The 14,067-nt window shown below is 65.7% G+C and carries 19 protein-coding genes; all 19 read left to right on the forward strand.

The features are described 5' to 3' along the window. The first annotated feature begins 81 nt into the window (after window positions 1-81). The 19 genes from ACQ858_RS08390 to ACQ858_RS08480 all read left to right on the forward strand — a co-directional run bounded on the left by ACQ858_RS08390 (window position 82) and on the right by ACQ858_RS08480 (window position 14,058). Entirely contained in the window at window positions 82-270 is a 189-nt protein-coding gene (locus ACQ858_RS08390; RefSeq protein WP_431276257.1) for a hypothetical protein, read from the forward strand. Between the two features lie 10 nt (window positions 271-280). Then, window positions 281-574, forward strand: coding sequence for a hypothetical protein (locus ACQ858_RS08395; protein WP_431276258.1), 294 nt, complete (start codon window positions 281-283; stop codon window positions 572-574). A gap of 3 nt (window positions 575-577) precedes the next feature. Further along, window positions 578-976, forward strand: coding sequence for a hypothetical protein (locus ACQ858_RS08400; RefSeq protein ID WP_431276259.1), 399 nt, complete (start codon window positions 578-580; stop codon window positions 974-976). Between the two features lie 7 nt (window positions 977-983). Beyond that, window positions 984-1,376: a hypothetical protein gene (locus tag ACQ858_RS08405; RefSeq protein WP_431276260.1), complete on the forward strand. Its 393-nt coding sequence runs from the start codon at window positions 984-986 to the stop codon at window positions 1,374-1,376. Window positions 1,377-1,385: 9 nt separating this feature from the next. After that, entirely contained in the window at window positions 1,386-3,266 is a 1,881-nt protein-coding gene (locus ACQ858_RS08410; RefSeq protein WP_431276261.1) for a hypothetical protein, read from the forward strand. After that, a complete protein-coding gene (locus ACQ858_RS08415) occupies window positions 3,187-3,669 on the forward strand; it encodes a hypothetical protein (RefSeq protein WP_431276262.1) in 483 nt (160 codons plus the stop codon). The genes ACQ858_RS08410 and ACQ858_RS08415 overlap by 80 nt, the downstream gene beginning before the upstream one ends. Beyond that, the gene (locus tag ACQ858_RS08420; RefSeq protein ID WP_431276263.1) at window positions 3,669-4,292 is read left to right on the forward strand and encodes a hypothetical protein; all 624 of its coding nucleotides are present in this window, start codon (window positions 3,669-3,671) and stop codon (window positions 4,290-4,292) included. Before ACQ858_RS08415 ends, ACQ858_RS08420 begins: the two co-directional genes overlap by 1 nt. A gap of 207 nt (window positions 4,293-4,499) precedes the next feature. After that, window positions 4,500-5,075 carry a hypothetical protein gene (locus tag ACQ858_RS08425; RefSeq protein ID WP_431276264.1) on the forward strand — a complete coding sequence of 192 codons (576 nt, stop codon included), beginning with the start codon at window positions 4,500-4,502 and terminating at the stop codon, window positions 5,073-5,075. Further along, the gene (locus ACQ858_RS08430) at window positions 5,072-7,165 is read left to right on the forward strand and encodes a terminase gpA endonuclease subunit (RefSeq protein WP_431276265.1); all 2,094 of its coding nucleotides are present in this window, start codon (window positions 5,072-5,074) and stop codon (window positions 7,163-7,165) included. The genes ACQ858_RS08425 and ACQ858_RS08430 overlap by 4 nt, the downstream gene beginning before the upstream one ends. 9 nt (window positions 7,166-7,174) lie before the next feature. Then, window positions 7,175-7,375, forward strand: a complete 201-nt coding sequence (locus ACQ858_RS08435; RefSeq protein ID WP_431276266.1) for a hypothetical protein — start codon at window positions 7,175-7,177, stop codon at window positions 7,373-7,375. A 1-nt stretch (window position 7,376) separates the two neighbouring features. Then, complete coding sequence (gene gpW, locus ACQ858_RS08440) at window positions 7,377-7,649, forward strand: gpW family head-tail joining protein (protein ID WP_431276267.1); 273 nt, start codon at window positions 7,377-7,379, stop codon at window positions 7,647-7,649. 146 nt (window positions 7,650-7,795) lie between these two features. Further along, a complete protein-coding gene (locus ACQ858_RS08445; protein WP_431276268.1) occupies window positions 7,796-9,304 on the forward strand; it encodes a phage portal protein in 1,509 nt (502 codons plus the stop codon). Beyond that, window positions 9,301-10,179: a S49 family peptidase gene (locus ACQ858_RS08450; RefSeq protein WP_431276269.1), complete on the forward strand. Its 879-nt coding sequence runs from the start codon at window positions 9,301-9,303 to the stop codon at window positions 10,177-10,179. Before ACQ858_RS08445 ends, ACQ858_RS08450 begins: the two co-directional genes overlap by 4 nt. Before the next feature lie 24 nt (window positions 10,180-10,203). Then, window positions 10,204-10,803, forward strand: a complete 600-nt coding sequence (locus tag ACQ858_RS08455) for a hypothetical protein (protein ID WP_431276270.1) — start codon at window positions 10,204-10,206, stop codon at window positions 10,801-10,803. A gap of 30 nt (window positions 10,804-10,833) precedes the next feature. Next, window positions 10,834-11,760 carry a head decoration protein gene (locus ACQ858_RS08460; protein WP_431276271.1) on the forward strand — a complete coding sequence of 309 codons (927 nt, stop codon included), beginning with the start codon at window positions 10,834-10,836 and terminating at the stop codon, window positions 11,758-11,760. A gap of 74 nt (window positions 11,761-11,834) precedes the next feature. Next, entirely contained in the window at window positions 11,835-12,881 is a 1,047-nt protein-coding gene (locus ACQ858_RS08465) for a major capsid protein (RefSeq protein ID WP_431276272.1), read from the forward strand. Continuing rightward, on the forward strand, window positions 12,881-13,192 hold the full coding sequence (locus tag ACQ858_RS08470; RefSeq protein WP_431276273.1) for a head-tail joining protein: 312 nt from the start codon (window positions 12,881-12,883) through the stop codon (window positions 13,190-13,192). The genes ACQ858_RS08465 and ACQ858_RS08470 overlap by 1 nt, the downstream gene beginning before the upstream one ends. Then, window positions 13,192-13,854: a hypothetical protein gene (locus tag ACQ858_RS08475; RefSeq protein ID WP_431276274.1), complete on the forward strand. Its 663-nt coding sequence runs from the start codon at window positions 13,192-13,194 to the stop codon at window positions 13,852-13,854. The genes ACQ858_RS08470 and ACQ858_RS08475 overlap by 1 nt, the downstream gene beginning before the upstream one ends. Before the next feature lie 9 nt (window positions 13,855-13,863). After that, complete coding sequence (locus tag ACQ858_RS08480) at window positions 13,864-14,058, forward strand: DUF2635 domain-containing protein (protein WP_431276275.1); 195 nt, start codon at window positions 13,864-13,866, stop codon at window positions 14,056-14,058. Window positions 14,059-14,067 lie beyond the last annotated feature (9 nt).

The following is a 14,067-nucleotide window of genomic DNA, read 5'->3' on the forward strand; positions in this document are numbered from 1 at the left end:
CCAGTTGTCTCCAGGCCCGCTCTTCGGGCCTCTTCGCTCCGACCCTGCGCGGTCGGGGCGCCTTTCTTTCCGAGGTTCCCCATGAGCTTCTTCACCACGTCCCAGCCTGTGAAGCAGGTCAGTGTCGAGGGCCGAATCATTCGCGCCGACGGCACCGTCGAGGAGCTCGGCCAACTCGCCTTCTGGGATCGGAACCCGCTGCGCCGCATCGCCTGGCGCGTGCAGCAACTCCTGCGCGGCCGCAAGCCTGGCCGCATCACCCACCACTGAGGACTGACCCATGGCCTTTGACCAAGCATCCTTCGCGGCCGCGGCAAAGGCTGCACATGCCGCTGCATCGACTCCGGCATTCACTCCCGACCCGGACAACTCCATTGCGTGCGCGCAGGTCGAGCAAGCGGTGGCGGACGCCAAGAAGCGCGCCGCCGTGCACGCGATCTCCATGGCCGTCGGGCAGCGCGTCGAAGACCTCTGGCCGGGACCGGCCGCAGATGCGCCAGCTCCCGTTCCCGGCTCGCTGGATGCCGTGGTCTACGCGGCCATCGCCTTCTATCAATCCACCGTCCAGGAGTAAGCCATGGCCTTCGGCACTGCGACTGTCGCCACCTCCAGCGGCAAAGCCATTGCGGCAAAGCGCCACATCGGCAGCACGCCGGCGCAGGCGGAACCCAACTACATCGGCATCGGCACTGGCGCCACTGGCGCGGCTCGCACTGCCGCCGCGGCCGATACAGCGCTCAGCACGCCAGCCGAGTCGCGCGTCGCCGGCACATCGAGCACGGTGACCACGACCGTGACGAACGACACCTACCAGACGGTGGGCACGATCACTGCCAGCGCCCCGCGCGCGGTGGATGAGGCCGGCACGTTCGACGCCTCGACCGCAGGAAACATGGACATCAGTGCGACGTTCGCGGTGGTGAACCTGGCAACCGGGGATTCGCTTCAGCTGACCGTCAAAAAGCAGTTCAGTTAGATCGGCCATGACGCTGCTCGTGCAGCGCGCGGCGCAGCAGTACACGCCGCTCGTCGATGCCAAGACGGGAAACCCGCTCGACAACACGCCGCGCACGCTCAGCTTCACGGCGACCATTCCGGCCGGCAAGAGTGTGCGCGGTGTGAAGCTCACGTTCACCACGTCCGGGTGGCCGGCGGCCTTGTGCTTGCTGGCGAACATCGGCAAGCCGGATGGGACATGGACGGGTTGGGTCATGTTCGACGGTGGCGGCACGGTCTCAAAGGTCGACGGCTCGGAGACGTGCTCCATCTGGATGACGCCTGACGTTGGCGACCCGGATCTCGACACGGGGCAGTACACGCTCGCGCTCCAGGTGTGGCAGGCGATCACCGCTGCGGCGGCGGTCGAGTATTTCTAAGGGGCTACCGTGGCTGTAGCCTTCGTCAAGAAAACCACGCTTCTCTTTGCGGACAACGCGAGCGGGATCGCGCCGTCGCTCGCGTCGGTCAATGCCGGGAATGCGGTCGCGCTGGGGGTGGCCGTCTCGCGAGGGGATGCCACCACGGTGGCGCTTGCCTACCCTACCGGATGGACGGGCGTTCAGTCCACGACAGCGCCGGCCACAGGGGGCGGCAGCTACGGCCCCTCCGTAGTGCTGGCCCTCCAGCAGAACACGAGCGCCGGCACCTACTCGGCCACCCAAGTTATGCCGGGCGGCTCGTATGCCATGGCCGCCATTGCCGAATACAGCGGCGTGGACACAGCGGCGGCGCTCGATGTCAGCTCCAGCAACGTTATTTCAACCAACGGTCTGTCCGGGTCGAGCGGTACGGCCACGAACACGACCAACGACGCGGTTATCTTTGCGGTCGGGCATGCGGAAAACGGCATCAATACGGGGTCTTTCCTCACCCCCTCGGGTTGGACCAACGTCGCGAACAACGCGGACAACTCCGTCCACGTCGCCGCCGACATCAGTTACAAAATTCTGACGGCAACGGGCGCGCAGTCGGCGGTGTGGGGCTGGTCCGGCAGCTCGGTCTTTGCCGGCGCGGCCATGGTCCTCAAGGGGGCCGCGGGCGGTGTAGGAACGACCTACACGAAGACGCTGACTGCCTCGGTGACTGCCGGCGCAGCCAAGGTAGCCGCAATCGCAGCAATTCGCTCGGCGGCGAGCTCGGTCGCGGCCTCGAAGGTGGCCGGGCCCGCGATCATCAGGTCGGCGGCGACATCTGGAACCGCCGCAGTCTTTCGGCTTGTCGGCGCGATCCGCAGCGCATCGACGACCGGTTCGGCCACGCTGAGCTCGATCAAAACCAAGCTGCTCACGCTCTCCGCCAGCGTCACGAGCTCGGCGACAGTGCAGCGCGCGGTGAGCGCAGCGAAATCGGCGGCAACGGCTGCCGTCTCCGCACTGACGAAGCGAGGGATCCTGGTCAAGAGCGCATCGCAGGCTTCGGCGGCTACGCTGTCGACGATCAAGGCAAAGCTGATGACGCTGAGTGCTGGCGTGACGGCCTCAGCGAGCCGACTGCTGTCGATTCAGGCTGTTCGCTCCGCGACGGCAACGTCTTCGGCGAGCGTGCAGCGCGGCATTCGGGCGATTCGTTCTGCTGTGGCGACTGCGACGGCGTCCGTCGTGAAGATGCCAAGCGTGACCAGGTCGGCTGCGACGTCGTGCCAGGCGGCTATTTCGCTGCTCAAGGCGCGCTTCATGACGCTGGCGGCGACGGTGACAGCCTCGGCGAGCGCGGCGCGCGCAGTTCAAATCGTTCGCTCGACCTCCACCACGGTTGTCGCCTTGGTGCAGAAGAGGGCGAATCTGGTTCGTGCAGCCTCAAGCACAACGGTGGCGGCCATTTCGACTGTCAAGGCGAAGCTGCTCACATTGGCGGCCAGCGTCTCGACCGCGGCGTCATTGGGCCGAACGATTCAGGTGGTGCGCGCAGCGGCGACGGCGGCAATCGCAAGCGTTGGGAAGCGGATGAACCTGATCCGCTCCGCAGTGCTCACCGCAGGCTCATCCCTTCGGCGTGTAGTTGGCGCGACACGCATGGCGGTTCAGGCCTCGGTGGCGGCGCTTGCGACATCGCGGGCGCGCTTCCTTGTGCTGAGCGCCGCAGTCGCCATCACGGCAAGCGTTCGGAAGACAGTGGGGATCGTGCGAGGTGCGATCACCGGCCAGCTCGCGAGCACTGGTCACCAGTGGAACCGTGGTGGTTCGCGCCATGCTCGGCCCGGTGGTGAAAGCCGCGGCGAGGCTGACAGCATGGCTTGTACAGGGGCGCAACACCCAGTTGCGTGCTGAGGAACGATCGACCATCTGGGTCGTTGGGGGACCGCAGGCCATGATCGATATCTGCGAAAAGCGCACCAGCGAGGATCTGTTCTACACCATCGACTGCACACCTTTGCTCGATCCGAACGAGACGATCCTGCAGGTGATCGGCAATATCACCGCCGATCAGGGAAATCTCACCTTCGGAACGCCATCGATCAACGTTGCGCAGATCGTCACCAAGGACAGACGGATCATTGCGGCGCGCAAGGCCATTCAGGTCGAGATCAGCGGCGGCGCCCTGGCTGGCCGTTCCGTCCTGCATTGCTACGTGCGCCCCGTGATCTCCACGACTCTGGACGGCGTCACTGTGTACAACCCGAAGCGCGAGCCGACCGTGCTGCTGCGCTTGATCAACAACCCGCCGGTCTGATGTTCGACATCAATGTGCGGGGCGACGTGAAGGGCATCGAGCGCACGCTCAACGACTTCGCCTATCGGCAGATGCCCTTCGCGACGGCGCAGGCCCTGACAGGCTTGGCCAAGATCGTCCAGGCGGGCGAGCAGGACGCCATGAAGTCGGTGTTCGACAGACCGACACCGTTCACCGTCAACTCGGTGGGGGTGAAGGCAGCACGCAAGGACGACCTGCAGACGATGGTGTTCGTGAAGGACATCGCTGCGGCCTACCTCGAGCCCTACGAGAACGGCGGCACCAACAAGCTGAACAGCCGTGCGCTGCTGCGGCCAGCGAATGCACCGCTGAACCAGTACGGCAACCTTGCCAAGACGAAGCTGGCCCAGCTCAAGGCCAAGGGGAATGTGTTCGTCGGCAAGGTGAAGGGGAAGGGTGGGCAGGAGATCAACGGTGTATGGCAGCGCGTGCCCCCCAAGAACGGCAAGCCTGCCAGCATCCAGTTGCTGATCAAGTTCGAGGACGCGCACCCTGTGACCCAGCATCTGGACTACAGGCAGCGCGCCGAGCTGCTCGTGCGATCGAACTTCAACCGCGTGCTCGGGGCATCGCTGGCCCGGGCCATCGCGACGGCCCGCTGAGGGATCGCACCAATCGAGGGCGCGGGTCCTTCCCGGAGCACCCTAGGACGCGGGCATTGCGCGCGCCCGTTTTCGGGACCGTGTAACGAAAAAAACAGCGTTACACGGTCGCATTACACGGCCGGTTCTCCAATGAAAGCCGGCGATCCGACGCCCGAGCGGCAGCGCGGCGCAGAGCCAGCGTTACACGCTCGGAGGAGGCCGGTCATGAAGAAGAACAAGGAGGGCGCGAGCTCGGCGGTCGGAAAGGCAGAACTTGCCGCGGCGCTGGGCTGGACTCGCCCGCGACTCGATCGGCGCTTGGAGAACGATGCATCGTTCCCGGTGCGCAAGCGCGGCACACGCGCTGGCGGCTGGGAGTTCGACGTAGATGCCGTCGTGGCTTATCTGGACGGTCAGAGCGTGGCGCAAGCCGAGCCGGCGCCAACGCCCGCGCCACCTGCGCCAGAAGCCAAGGTCGCCCCGTACATGGGTGACGTGGCGGACACGCCGGGCGCTGCGCACCGCGGCGAGAGCACGGCCAGCCAGCGTCTGAAGAATGCCCAGGCCGCCAAGGTCGAGGACAGCCTGCGGAAGGATCGGCGTGAGCTGATCGACGCCGAGGAAATGCGACTCGTGCTCGGCACCATGCTCGCGCGCCTCGGCAAAGGCCTCGACAGCCTGTCCGACATGGTGGTCAAGCGTGTCGGGTTGCCCGAAGAGAGCAGCGACATCGTGCGTTCGATGGTCGACGAGCTGCGCCAGAACATGGTGACCGACCTGAAGGCATTGCTGGCGCGATGAGGGAGAGCCCATACGGGTCCGCCGTCGGCATTGCCGTCAATGCGCTGGACCTACTGTTGCCGCCCGTGCGGCAGTCGGTGAGCGACTTCGCACTGGAGAAGCGGCACCTGTCGAACCAAGGCGGGGGCTACGTCGGCAAGTGGACGCACGACATGGCGCCCTACCTGGTCGGGCCCATGGACGTGCTCAACCTGCTGGACTACCAGACGGTGGCAGTGGTGGGGCCCGGTCAGAGCGGAAAGACGGAGATCGCGCAGAACTGGCTGCTGAAGTCGGTTTCGACCGATCCCGGCGACATGCTCTGGTACATGCAGACCGATCCGGGGTTGGAGGCCTTTGTGAAGGGCCGGATCAACCCGATGATCGATGCGCACGAAAGCATGAAGGAGCGGCTCGGGCGGCGCCCCGTCGATGACAGCCTGCACTTCAAGCAGTTCCAGGGCATGCGGGTGGAGTTCCTGTCTGCGGCCCACAGCAACCTGATCAACAAGTCGGCCCCGCGAATCGTGGCCGACGAGGTGGACGCCTACGCGACGTCGCTGGGAGACGTGAAGGCGCTGCTCGATGTGCGGCGCCAGACCTTCGGGCGGCAGTCGACGCTGCTCGCGCTGAGCCACCCTGACCTGGCGCGTGGGCTCATCCCGGAGCGAGATTGGGCGGCCGGGATCATGGCCATCTACGGCGACAGTGATCGTCGGGTCTGGTACTGGCCTTGCCCGCACTGCGGCTGCTGGTCGAGCCCGGTGCCGATCGCGCAGCGGTACATGCCACTGGAGTATCCGGAGGATGGCTCGCTCGATGAGATCGAGGCGCGGGCCCGGTTGGTGTGCCCGGTGAACGGTTGCCTCATCGAGGACCACCATCGGCGCGAGATGAATCGCTTGGCGTTCGCGTCGCCGTTCCGCGGCTGGGTTGGTGAAGGGCAGGAGATCTCGCAGGACGGCACCGTGACCGGGGAGCTGGTACGGCGCAAGACAGCAGGCTTCTGGATCGTCGGGGCGATGAGTCCCTTCATCATGGGCGGCATCGGAGGCCTGGCTAGGGCGCGAGCGAAGGCGCAGCGCGAGATGGAGGTGTCCGGCGAAGAGCAGACCCTCCGGCAGGTGCTGGTGAAGCAGTGGGGCTTCCCATACACGCCGCCGCGCAACGTCGGCACCGTCGACGCGAACACGCTGGCCGAACGGGCAGAGCAGGACCTGAAGACGGGCGTGGTGCCCGAGGGCGTGCGCTTCCTGACCGCCATAGTGGACTGCCAGCTTGCGAACTTCGAATGGCTGGTGCGCGGATGGGGCCCGCGGGGCGAGAGCTGGGTGATCGATGGCGGGAAGATCCCCGCAGACCCGGCAACGTCGCCAGAGGACTGGGACAAGATGCGCGAGCAGGTGATGGAGAAGGTCTACCCGCTCGCGGATCGCAGCGGCCGCGTCATGGCGATCAAGGCCAGCGGCTTCGACTCGGCAGGCCTGCCGGGCGTGACGCAGCAGGCATATGCCGCATGGACACGCTGGCGCACTCGCAAGCAGGTGAGGCTCTACGGAAAGATCGCCGGCCGCGATGCATGGTCGGTAATCCCGATGAAGGGGGCGAGCCAGCTGAATGCGCCGCGGCTGACGGTGGTCTACCCGGACACCTCGCGCGCGGCGAACGTGAAGGCAGGCGGCGGCACGGTGCCTCTCGCGCAGTTCAACCCGAACATGTTCAAGGATGACCTGTCGGGTCAGCTGCAGCGTGCGGAGATCGGCGACTGGTACGTGCACTTCCCGTACGCGCTGCGCGCCAAGGAAGCGCCGCACCCGTGGTTCGAGCAGGTGGTGTCTGAGCATCGGCTGCCGAATGGTCGATGGGAGAAAACGGCCGACGGCGCTCGCAACGAGAAGCTAGACCTGATGGTGATGGGCCACGTGCTGGCCCACCTGCATGGCCTCAGTCGGATCAATTGGGACCGCCCGCCACCGTGGGCGGCCGAATGGGACAAGAACTCTCTGGTGACGGAGGCGCCTGCGGTGGTCGCCGAGTCCACCGAAGCGGCAGCCCCGGCGCCCAGTGCGCAGAAGCCCGAGAGGAAATCGCTGGCCAGCAGGCTCGCGTAGGAGAAATCGATGGCACAGATCAAGGCAGGCTCGGTGACTTTCACCGTGGCCGACAACTTCGTGGGCGACGTGGAGATCGTGAAGGGTGACGTGACCCTCAAGATCCCGATGGATGCGCTGGTGCGCGTGGTGGCCGAGAAGGTGCGCGCGAACAGAATCGCCGCGCTTGAAACGGCCAAGGTCTCCGATCTCATTGCGAAGCTGGCCTGACATGTACCGTCGCACCAGCATCCTCGATGGGATCGCACTGCCGGCGCTCCAGGCTCGCCCGGCCGCTATGCAGCAGGCCTATCTCGACCTGACGACTGGCGGAAAGATCCAGGTCGCCTCGTACACGCAGGGTGACGGTGCACGCACGGTCACCTACACGCAGGCCAACATCGCCGATCTGACGCAGGCCATCCTCGCCGTGCAGACGCAGATCGATCGACTGACTGGCGCCCAGTGCATCAACCGTCGCGCTCCTCTGCGCCCGCTGTTCTGATGGCCATCCTCGATGCTCAAGGGCGCCCGATGGCGCCATCGTCGCCAAACCGCAAGGCGTCCGGGTACGGACCTGTGCCTGGCCCGTTGCTGTCCATGGGGGCGAGCTCGTTCCCCTACGAGTCTTCGAACTGGCAGACCCAAGAGATGGGCGACTGGCTGCCCGTCATCCGCTCGCCTGACTCGGAGATCAACCAGTTCCGCGATCGGATGGTCGCGCGCAGCCGGGACCTCGCTCGCAATGATGGCTGGGCCTCCGGCGGCATCGCGCGGATCCTGGACAACACGGTCGGCGCGAACATGCGCCTGTCGGCTGGCCCGGACTATCGCGCGCTGGCGGCTGTTACCGGCATCAGTGCCTTCGACGCTGAGTGGGCCGAGGAATTCCGTCGTGTGGTTGAGGCCCTCTGGCGCGGCTATGCAGACGATGTCTCTCGGTACAACGATGTGTCCCGTCAGCTCACCGTGAGCCAGCAGATGCGCCTGCTCCTGCGCCACAAGCTGATCGACGGCGATTCGCTGGCCCTGACCTACTGGCTGCCGGAGCGCATCGGCCGAGGCGCTGCCAGCTACGCGACGTCGTTTCTCGTGGTCGACCCTGACCGGCTTTCGAACCCGTTCCAGGCGATGGATACGAAGTTCATGCGGGGCGGCGTGGAGATCGACACCTACGGCGTGCCGCTGGCGTATCACATCCGAAAGGCGCACCAGAACGACTGGTACAGCGCGATCGAGAGCAACGACTGGGAGCGCGTCGAGTACGAGGACGAGGACGGCTGGCGCCGCGTGATCCATGACTTCGAGCGCGACCGCGCGGGGCAGAACCGTGGCATCGGCATCTTCACGCCGGTGCTGGCACGCTTCAAGATGCTCGCCCGCTACTACGGCGTCGAGCTGCAGGCCGCGACGATCGCTGCGACCTTCGGGACCTATGTCACCAGCCCATACGACCCTGCGCAGGTGCAGGATGCGCTCTCCGCGGACAACGAGCTAAGCCAATACCAGCAGCTACGCGCGGATTGGTCGAAAGAGCGGCCCGCAATGCTGGACGGGGCGAAGGTGCCCACCCTCGCACCTGGCGAGAAGATCGAATCCGTCGCCAGCGCGCACCCTCACGCAGGCTTCAGCGATTTCGCGCAGGAGATGCTGCGCACTTTCGCGGCCGCCGCCGGCATCTCCGCCGAGCAGGTCACGCAGGACTGGAGCAAGACGAACTACAGCAGCGCCCGCGCGGCCCTGCTCGAAAGCTGGAAGACCCTCACTCGCCGGAACACCGAGTTCAAGATCGGCACGGCGACGCCCATGTATTCCTGCTGGCTGCACGAAGCCATGGACCGCGGCGATCTTCCACTTCCGAATGGCGCGCCCGAGTACTTGGAGGCTCGGACGCACTACAGCCGATGCGACTGGCTCGGCGTGGCCCGCGGCTGGGTCGATCCGGTCAAGGAAAAGCAGGGCGCCATTCTGGGCATGGACGGTGCGCTGTCGACGCTGAAGCGCGAGTGCGCAGAGCAGGGCCTCGACTACGAAGAGGTGATCCAGCAGCGCGCGGTCGAGATCCAGCAATTCAAGGACGCCGGCCTGCCGCCGCCGAACTGGTACGGCGACGACGCGACGAGCGCGGCCCAACCCGAACCGGAACCCTCCGCCCAATGACCAACTACCCGCACCTGGCGCAGCGCCTTTTCAACACGCCCCTGGCCATCCTGCCCTCGAAGGGCGAGATGGTGATGGCGGCGCTTGCTGATCGCTTCGGGATCACGAAGCTCTTCCGCGCCAATGGCACCCCAGCGCGAATGGGCGCCTGGTCCGATGACGACGAGTTCGGCGGTCCTGCGGAGTCGCCCCCGCGCGGCTATGAGGTCGTCGCTGGAGTGGCCATCATCCCAGTCACCGGAACGCTGGTGGCAAAGCTCGGTACGTTGCGTCCGTACAGCGGCATGACTGGCTATGACGGACTGCGCGCGAACTTCTCGATGGCGATCGAAGACCCAGAAGTCGTCGCCATCGCCTTCGACATCGACAGCCCCGGCGGCGAGGTGTCTGGCTGTTTCGACTTCGTCGACGCGATCTACAGCCAGCGGGGCACGAAGCCGATCTGGGCAATCCTCAGCGACTCTGCTTACTCTGCCGCCTACGCGATTGCGAGCGCCTGCGACCGCATCACCGTGCCGCGCACGGGCGGCACTGGCTCGGTCGGCGTGATCTGCATGGCCGTCGAGTTCTCGAAGGCGCTCACCTCTGCCGGCATCACCGTGACGATCTTCCAGTATGGCGACCGCAAGGCAGACGGCAACGAATACACGCCGCTCGAGGAGGCCGCCCGCAAGCGCTTCCAGGCGGACATCGACGCGATGGGTGATCTGTTCGTGAGCACGGTCGCACGCAATCGAAACCTGTCCACGGCCAAGGTACGCAGCACCCAGGCCACCACCTTTCTCGGCGCCAGCGGTGTCGAGATTGGCTTCGCCGACGCCGTCATGGCGCCGGACGAAGCGTTCCGGTCCCTGCTCAGCGAGCTGGGCGACTAGTCACTTCAACCACAAGGAAAGCCAATGAGCACTCTCCGCAAAGTGGCGAACGCGCTCTCGTTCGCCCATCTCGCCGGGTTCGCCGGTAAGCCGCGCGCCGAAGGTGATGACCCCGACGACAAGGACAAGAAGGACACGGCCTCGGGCGACGATCCGGACAAAGGCGACGACGACAAGGACAAGAACAAGGACGCGAAGGCGGGCGATCGCGACCAGCGCGAAGGTGAGTCCGACGACGACTATGCCAAGCGCATGAAGGCCCTCGACGACGAGGAAGAAGACAAGGACAAGGACGCCAAGGCCGATGACGACAACGACGAAGAAATGCGTGGCGACAGCACCGCTGCCGCGGCCCGGCGGCGCGAGCGCGCCCGCTGCGCCGCCATCTTCGGCAGCAAGGCCGCCGCAAAGAATCCCGTCCTCGCCGCCAATCTCGCCTTCAACACCGCGATGACGCGCAAGGAAGCGCTGGCGGTGCTGGAAGGCACCCCGGCGCCGCAGGCCAGCGTGCAGCGCCGCAACCCCAACCTGGATGCAAGCGGTGCCCCGAGCCAGTCGAGTGCCCAGGTCACCGCCGCGCGCCTCGACAGCGCATTTGCCCGCGCGAACCCGAAGCGCAAGTAATCCACCCGATCACCCCGAAAGGACTTCATCATGGGAAACCCCACCGTTACTCCGCTCGTCGAGAACTACCACGACGGCGGCTTCATGGTCAGCGAGGCCAATGGGCACATCTCGCGTGACTCCATCGTGCTGACCGGCGGCGTCAACGTACTGCCCGGCACGCTCCTCGGTCAGCTGACGGCCGGCGCCGCCGCCGTCGCTGCCGCGCTCGGCACCAACACTGGCAACGGCACCTTCGGCGCCATCACGACGGTCTCGCAGCCGACCATGATCGGGGTCTACAACATCCTGTTCACCGGCGCCACCACGTTCAACGTGACGGCCCCGAACGGCGCGGTCGCGGCGGGTACGACTGGCGTGGCCTTCAGCGCGCTGGGCGTCAACTTCACCATCACCGCGGGCGGCACTGCCTTCGTTGCTGGCGATTCGTTCACCGTCACTGCGACCCAGACCATCGGCAATCCCACGGTTGTGTCTGCCCCCGGCACGAACACCGGCAATGGCACGATGGGTTCGTTGTCTGCGAAAGGCTACGCGCCGGTCGTCGGTGCCTACACCGTCGAGTTCAACGACGCGACGCACTACGTGGTGAACGATCCGTATGGCTCGGAAGTGGGCCACGGCACCACCGGCGTCGCATACGCAGCTGGCGGTCTCGGCTTCACGATCACGGCAGGCGGCACCGCCTTCGTGGCTGGCGACAGCTTCACGGTGACTGTGGCGGCTGGCTCCAACAAGATGAAACCGTGGGACCCGGCCAACGCGGACGGCTCGCAGTTCGTCGCGGGCATCCTGTTCAACGGCAAGAACGTCACGAACGGAGACAAGCCGGCGCTCGCGATCACGCGGCATGCGGAGGTCAACGCTTCCGAGCTGATCTACCCGACCGGCACGAGCGCTGCACAAATCGCCAGCGCGCTGGCGCAGCTGAAGTCGCTGGGCATCCTCGCTCGCTGATCAAGGTCCATCTCCACCAACACCCCGCCAAGGGCGCCTGAGGGCGCCTTTCTTCATTCCCGAAAGGAAACATCATGGCAGGCGACATCCTCGACATCTTCAATCAGGACCCGTTCAAAGCGATCGCGCTGACGGATGCGGTTCAGCGCAACCCCTACCAGCCGGTGGGACTGGGCAATCTCGATCTGTTCGACCCGAACCCGATCCGCACGACGGCGCTGGCCGTCGAAGAGCGCACCGGCAAGCTGGTGCTCATCCCGCTGAGCGAGCGTGGCGCCGAAGGCACCCAGCGCACGACCGAGAAGCGCAAGATGCGCTACTTCGACGTGCCGCGCCTGATGCACGACGACACGCTCTATGCGAGCGAGTTGCAAGGCATCCGCGAGTTCGGAACCGAATCGATCCTCATGCAGGTCGAGACCGAAGTTGCGCGTCGCCTGAGCGGCCCCACCGGTCTCCTGGCCAGTGTCGAGTACACGAAGGAATACCTTCGCCTTGGCGCCATTCAGGGCCTGATGCTCGATCCCAAGGACGGCAGCACGCTCTATAACTGGTTCGATGAGTTCCAGATCACCCAGGCTGCCGAGATCGGCTTCAACCTGGCCGCCGGGGCGGCCAACACCCTGCGGCCCATCTGCAACGGCATCAAGCGCACGATGGCCCGCAAGGCACAGGGCGCATTCATGCCGACTACCAAGGTCTATGGGCTCTGCGGCGACAGCTTCTACGACGGCTTCGTGAATCACTCCGATGTGATCCGTACCTTCGTCAACTGGAACGATGCGCGCGAGATTCGCGGCGGGAGCGCTGGTGCCGCGTTCGACGAGTTCGAGTTCGGCGGCATCACGTGGATGAACTACCGCGGCTCCGACGACAACAGCACGGTGAAGCTGGCTGACGACAAGGTCAAGTTCTTCCCCGTAGGCGCGCCCGGCATCTTCCGCGAAGCCATGGCACCTGGTGAGACCGTGGATTGGGTCAACACCCCGGGTAAGCCGGTTTACGTTCTGCCGATCTTCGACCTCTTGCGTCGCATGTGGTGGAAGATGGAGGCGTACGCCTACCCGCTGATGATCTGCACCCGCCCCGAGGTGCTGCTCTCCGGTCGCGCGGGCGCCTGATGATCGACTGGGATTCGCTGGTGCTGGGGCCGCTGCAGGGCGTCTTCGGCGAGGCTGTCACGCACTTGCCGGCTACGGGAGATCCGCAGGCCGGGTCGGGCATCTTCGACGAGGCCTACCGCGAGGTGGATCTCGCCGGAGGGATGGCGGTGACGACGGAGCACCCTGTGCTCGGTATCCGCATCAGCGACTACCCAGTACTGCCAGTGCAAGGTGACCAGGTCATCGTGCACGGCATGACGTTCGTCATCCGCGAAGTGCAGGTCGACGGCCATGGCGCCGCCAAGCTGTTGCTGAACGAGGCAATCTGATGGCTGATCCCCTTGTCCAACCGATGTCGGCGCGACGGCAGTTGCGTCTCGCGATCGTGGCCGCGCTGGCTGCGCGAGTGCAGGGCACCTACCAGGTCACACCCGGGAACTGGCCGACTGCATCTGAGAAGCTGCCGGCATTGCTGGTCAGCGTCCCGACGGAGCAGAGGACCTCGATCAATCGCGGTGTGCCGGAGTTCACCACCATGATCTCGGTTGTGGTCCAGGGCCAAGTTGACGGGCTGACGGCCGAAGAGGCGCAGGACCGGATCGAGGATCTCGCCTATCGCGTCGAGGAGGCGATCCTCAAGGGCTACTGGGTCATTCGCATGATCCAGCAGTTCTCGTCGATCCAGACCGACGTCGAGTGCACAGCAGACGGCAAGCGCCATTTCGCTGGCTTCCGGATGACGCTGGTCGGCGAGGTCTTTGAATCCTTCGATCCGACTGCCGACATTCCACCTGGTTCGGTCTGGCCGCCGGCGGACCCGACGCTTGCGCCTCTGGAGAGCGTGGGCATCCACGTCGATACCACCGACCCGTTCGACGCGACCGGCACCTATCCCAGCCCTCCGTTCCCCGATGCAGTCACGCCGGCGCCGCGCACAAGCGGCCCGGATGGACGCGACGAGGGGGCGCTGGACATCCAGCTTCCGCAATAGGAGTTCTCCATGTACGTGAAAGCCGCCCCGGGGCTCGTGATCCGCGACCCGGTTTTCCTCGATCTGCTGCCGCCGGAGGGGCGCGACGTGCCCGACACGCCCTACTGGCAGAAGCGAAAGGGCGACGGTGACGTGGTGCTTGCCACGCCCCCGGACGCGTCCGCTGCGCCGACCGAGCAAGACACCCAGTCGCGCGCCGACTGACTACCCGCA

Source organism: Variovorax ureilyticus, from assembly GCF_050632185.1.
Taxonomy (GTDB): domain Bacteria; phylum Pseudomonadota; class Gammaproteobacteria; order Burkholderiales; family Burkholderiaceae_C; genus Variovorax; species Variovorax ureilyticus_A.

Coding starts and splice junctions, on each gene's coding strand:
- ACQ858_RS08390 (WP_431276257.1), top strand. CDS start 82: ATGAGCTTCTTCACCACGTCCCAGCCTGTGAAGCAGGTCAGTGTCGAG.
- ACQ858_RS08395 (WP_431276258.1), top strand. CDS start 281: ATGGCCTTTGACCAAGCATCCTTCGCGGCCGCGGCAAAGGCTGCACAT.
- ACQ858_RS08400 (WP_431276259.1), top strand. CDS start 578: ATGGCCTTCGGCACTGCGACTGTCGCCACCTCCAGCGGCAAAGCCATT.
- ACQ858_RS08405 (WP_431276260.1), top strand. CDS start 984: ATGACGCTGCTCGTGCAGCGCGCGGCGCAGCAGTACACGCCGCTCGTC.
- ACQ858_RS08415 (WP_431276262.1), top strand. CDS start 3,187: ATGCTCGGCCCGGTGGTGAAAGCCGCGGCGAGGCTGACAGCATGGCTT.
- ACQ858_RS08420 (WP_431276263.1), top strand. CDS start 3,669: ATGTTCGACATCAATGTGCGGGGCGACGTGAAGGGCATCGAGCGCACG.
- ACQ858_RS08425 (WP_431276264.1), top strand. CDS start 4,500: ATGAAGAAGAACAAGGAGGGCGCGAGCTCGGCGGTCGGAAAGGCAGAA.
- ACQ858_RS08430 (WP_431276265.1), top strand. CDS start 5,072: ATGAGGGAGAGCCCATACGGGTCCGCCGTCGGCATTGCCGTCAATGCG.
- ACQ858_RS08435 (WP_431276266.1), top strand. CDS start 7,175: ATGGCACAGATCAAGGCAGGCTCGGTGACTTTCACCGTGGCCGACAAC.
- gpW (WP_431276267.1), top strand. CDS start 7,377: ATGTACCGTCGCACCAGCATCCTCGATGGGATCGCACTGCCGGCGCTC.
- ACQ858_RS08445 (WP_431276268.1), top strand. CDS start 7,796: ATGGGCGACTGGCTGCCCGTCATCCGCTCGCCTGACTCGGAGATCAAC.
- ACQ858_RS08450 (WP_431276269.1), top strand. CDS start 9,301: ATGACCAACTACCCGCACCTGGCGCAGCGCCTTTTCAACACGCCCCTG.
- ACQ858_RS08455 (WP_431276270.1), top strand. CDS start 10,204: ATGAGCACTCTCCGCAAAGTGGCGAACGCGCTCTCGTTCGCCCATCTC.
- ACQ858_RS08460 (WP_431276271.1), top strand. CDS start 10,834: ATGGGAAACCCCACCGTTACTCCGCTCGTCGAGAACTACCACGACGGC.
- ACQ858_RS08465 (WP_431276272.1), top strand. CDS start 11,835: ATGGCAGGCGACATCCTCGACATCTTCAATCAGGACCCGTTCAAAGCG.
- ACQ858_RS08470 (WP_431276273.1), top strand. CDS start 12,881: ATGATCGACTGGGATTCGCTGGTGCTGGGGCCGCTGCAGGGCGTCTTC.
- ACQ858_RS08475 (WP_431276274.1), top strand. CDS start 13,192: ATGGCTGATCCCCTTGTCCAACCGATGTCGGCGCGACGGCAGTTGCGT.
- ACQ858_RS08480 (WP_431276275.1), top strand. CDS start 13,864: ATGTACGTGAAAGCCGCCCCGGGGCTCGTGATCCGCGACCCGGTTTTC.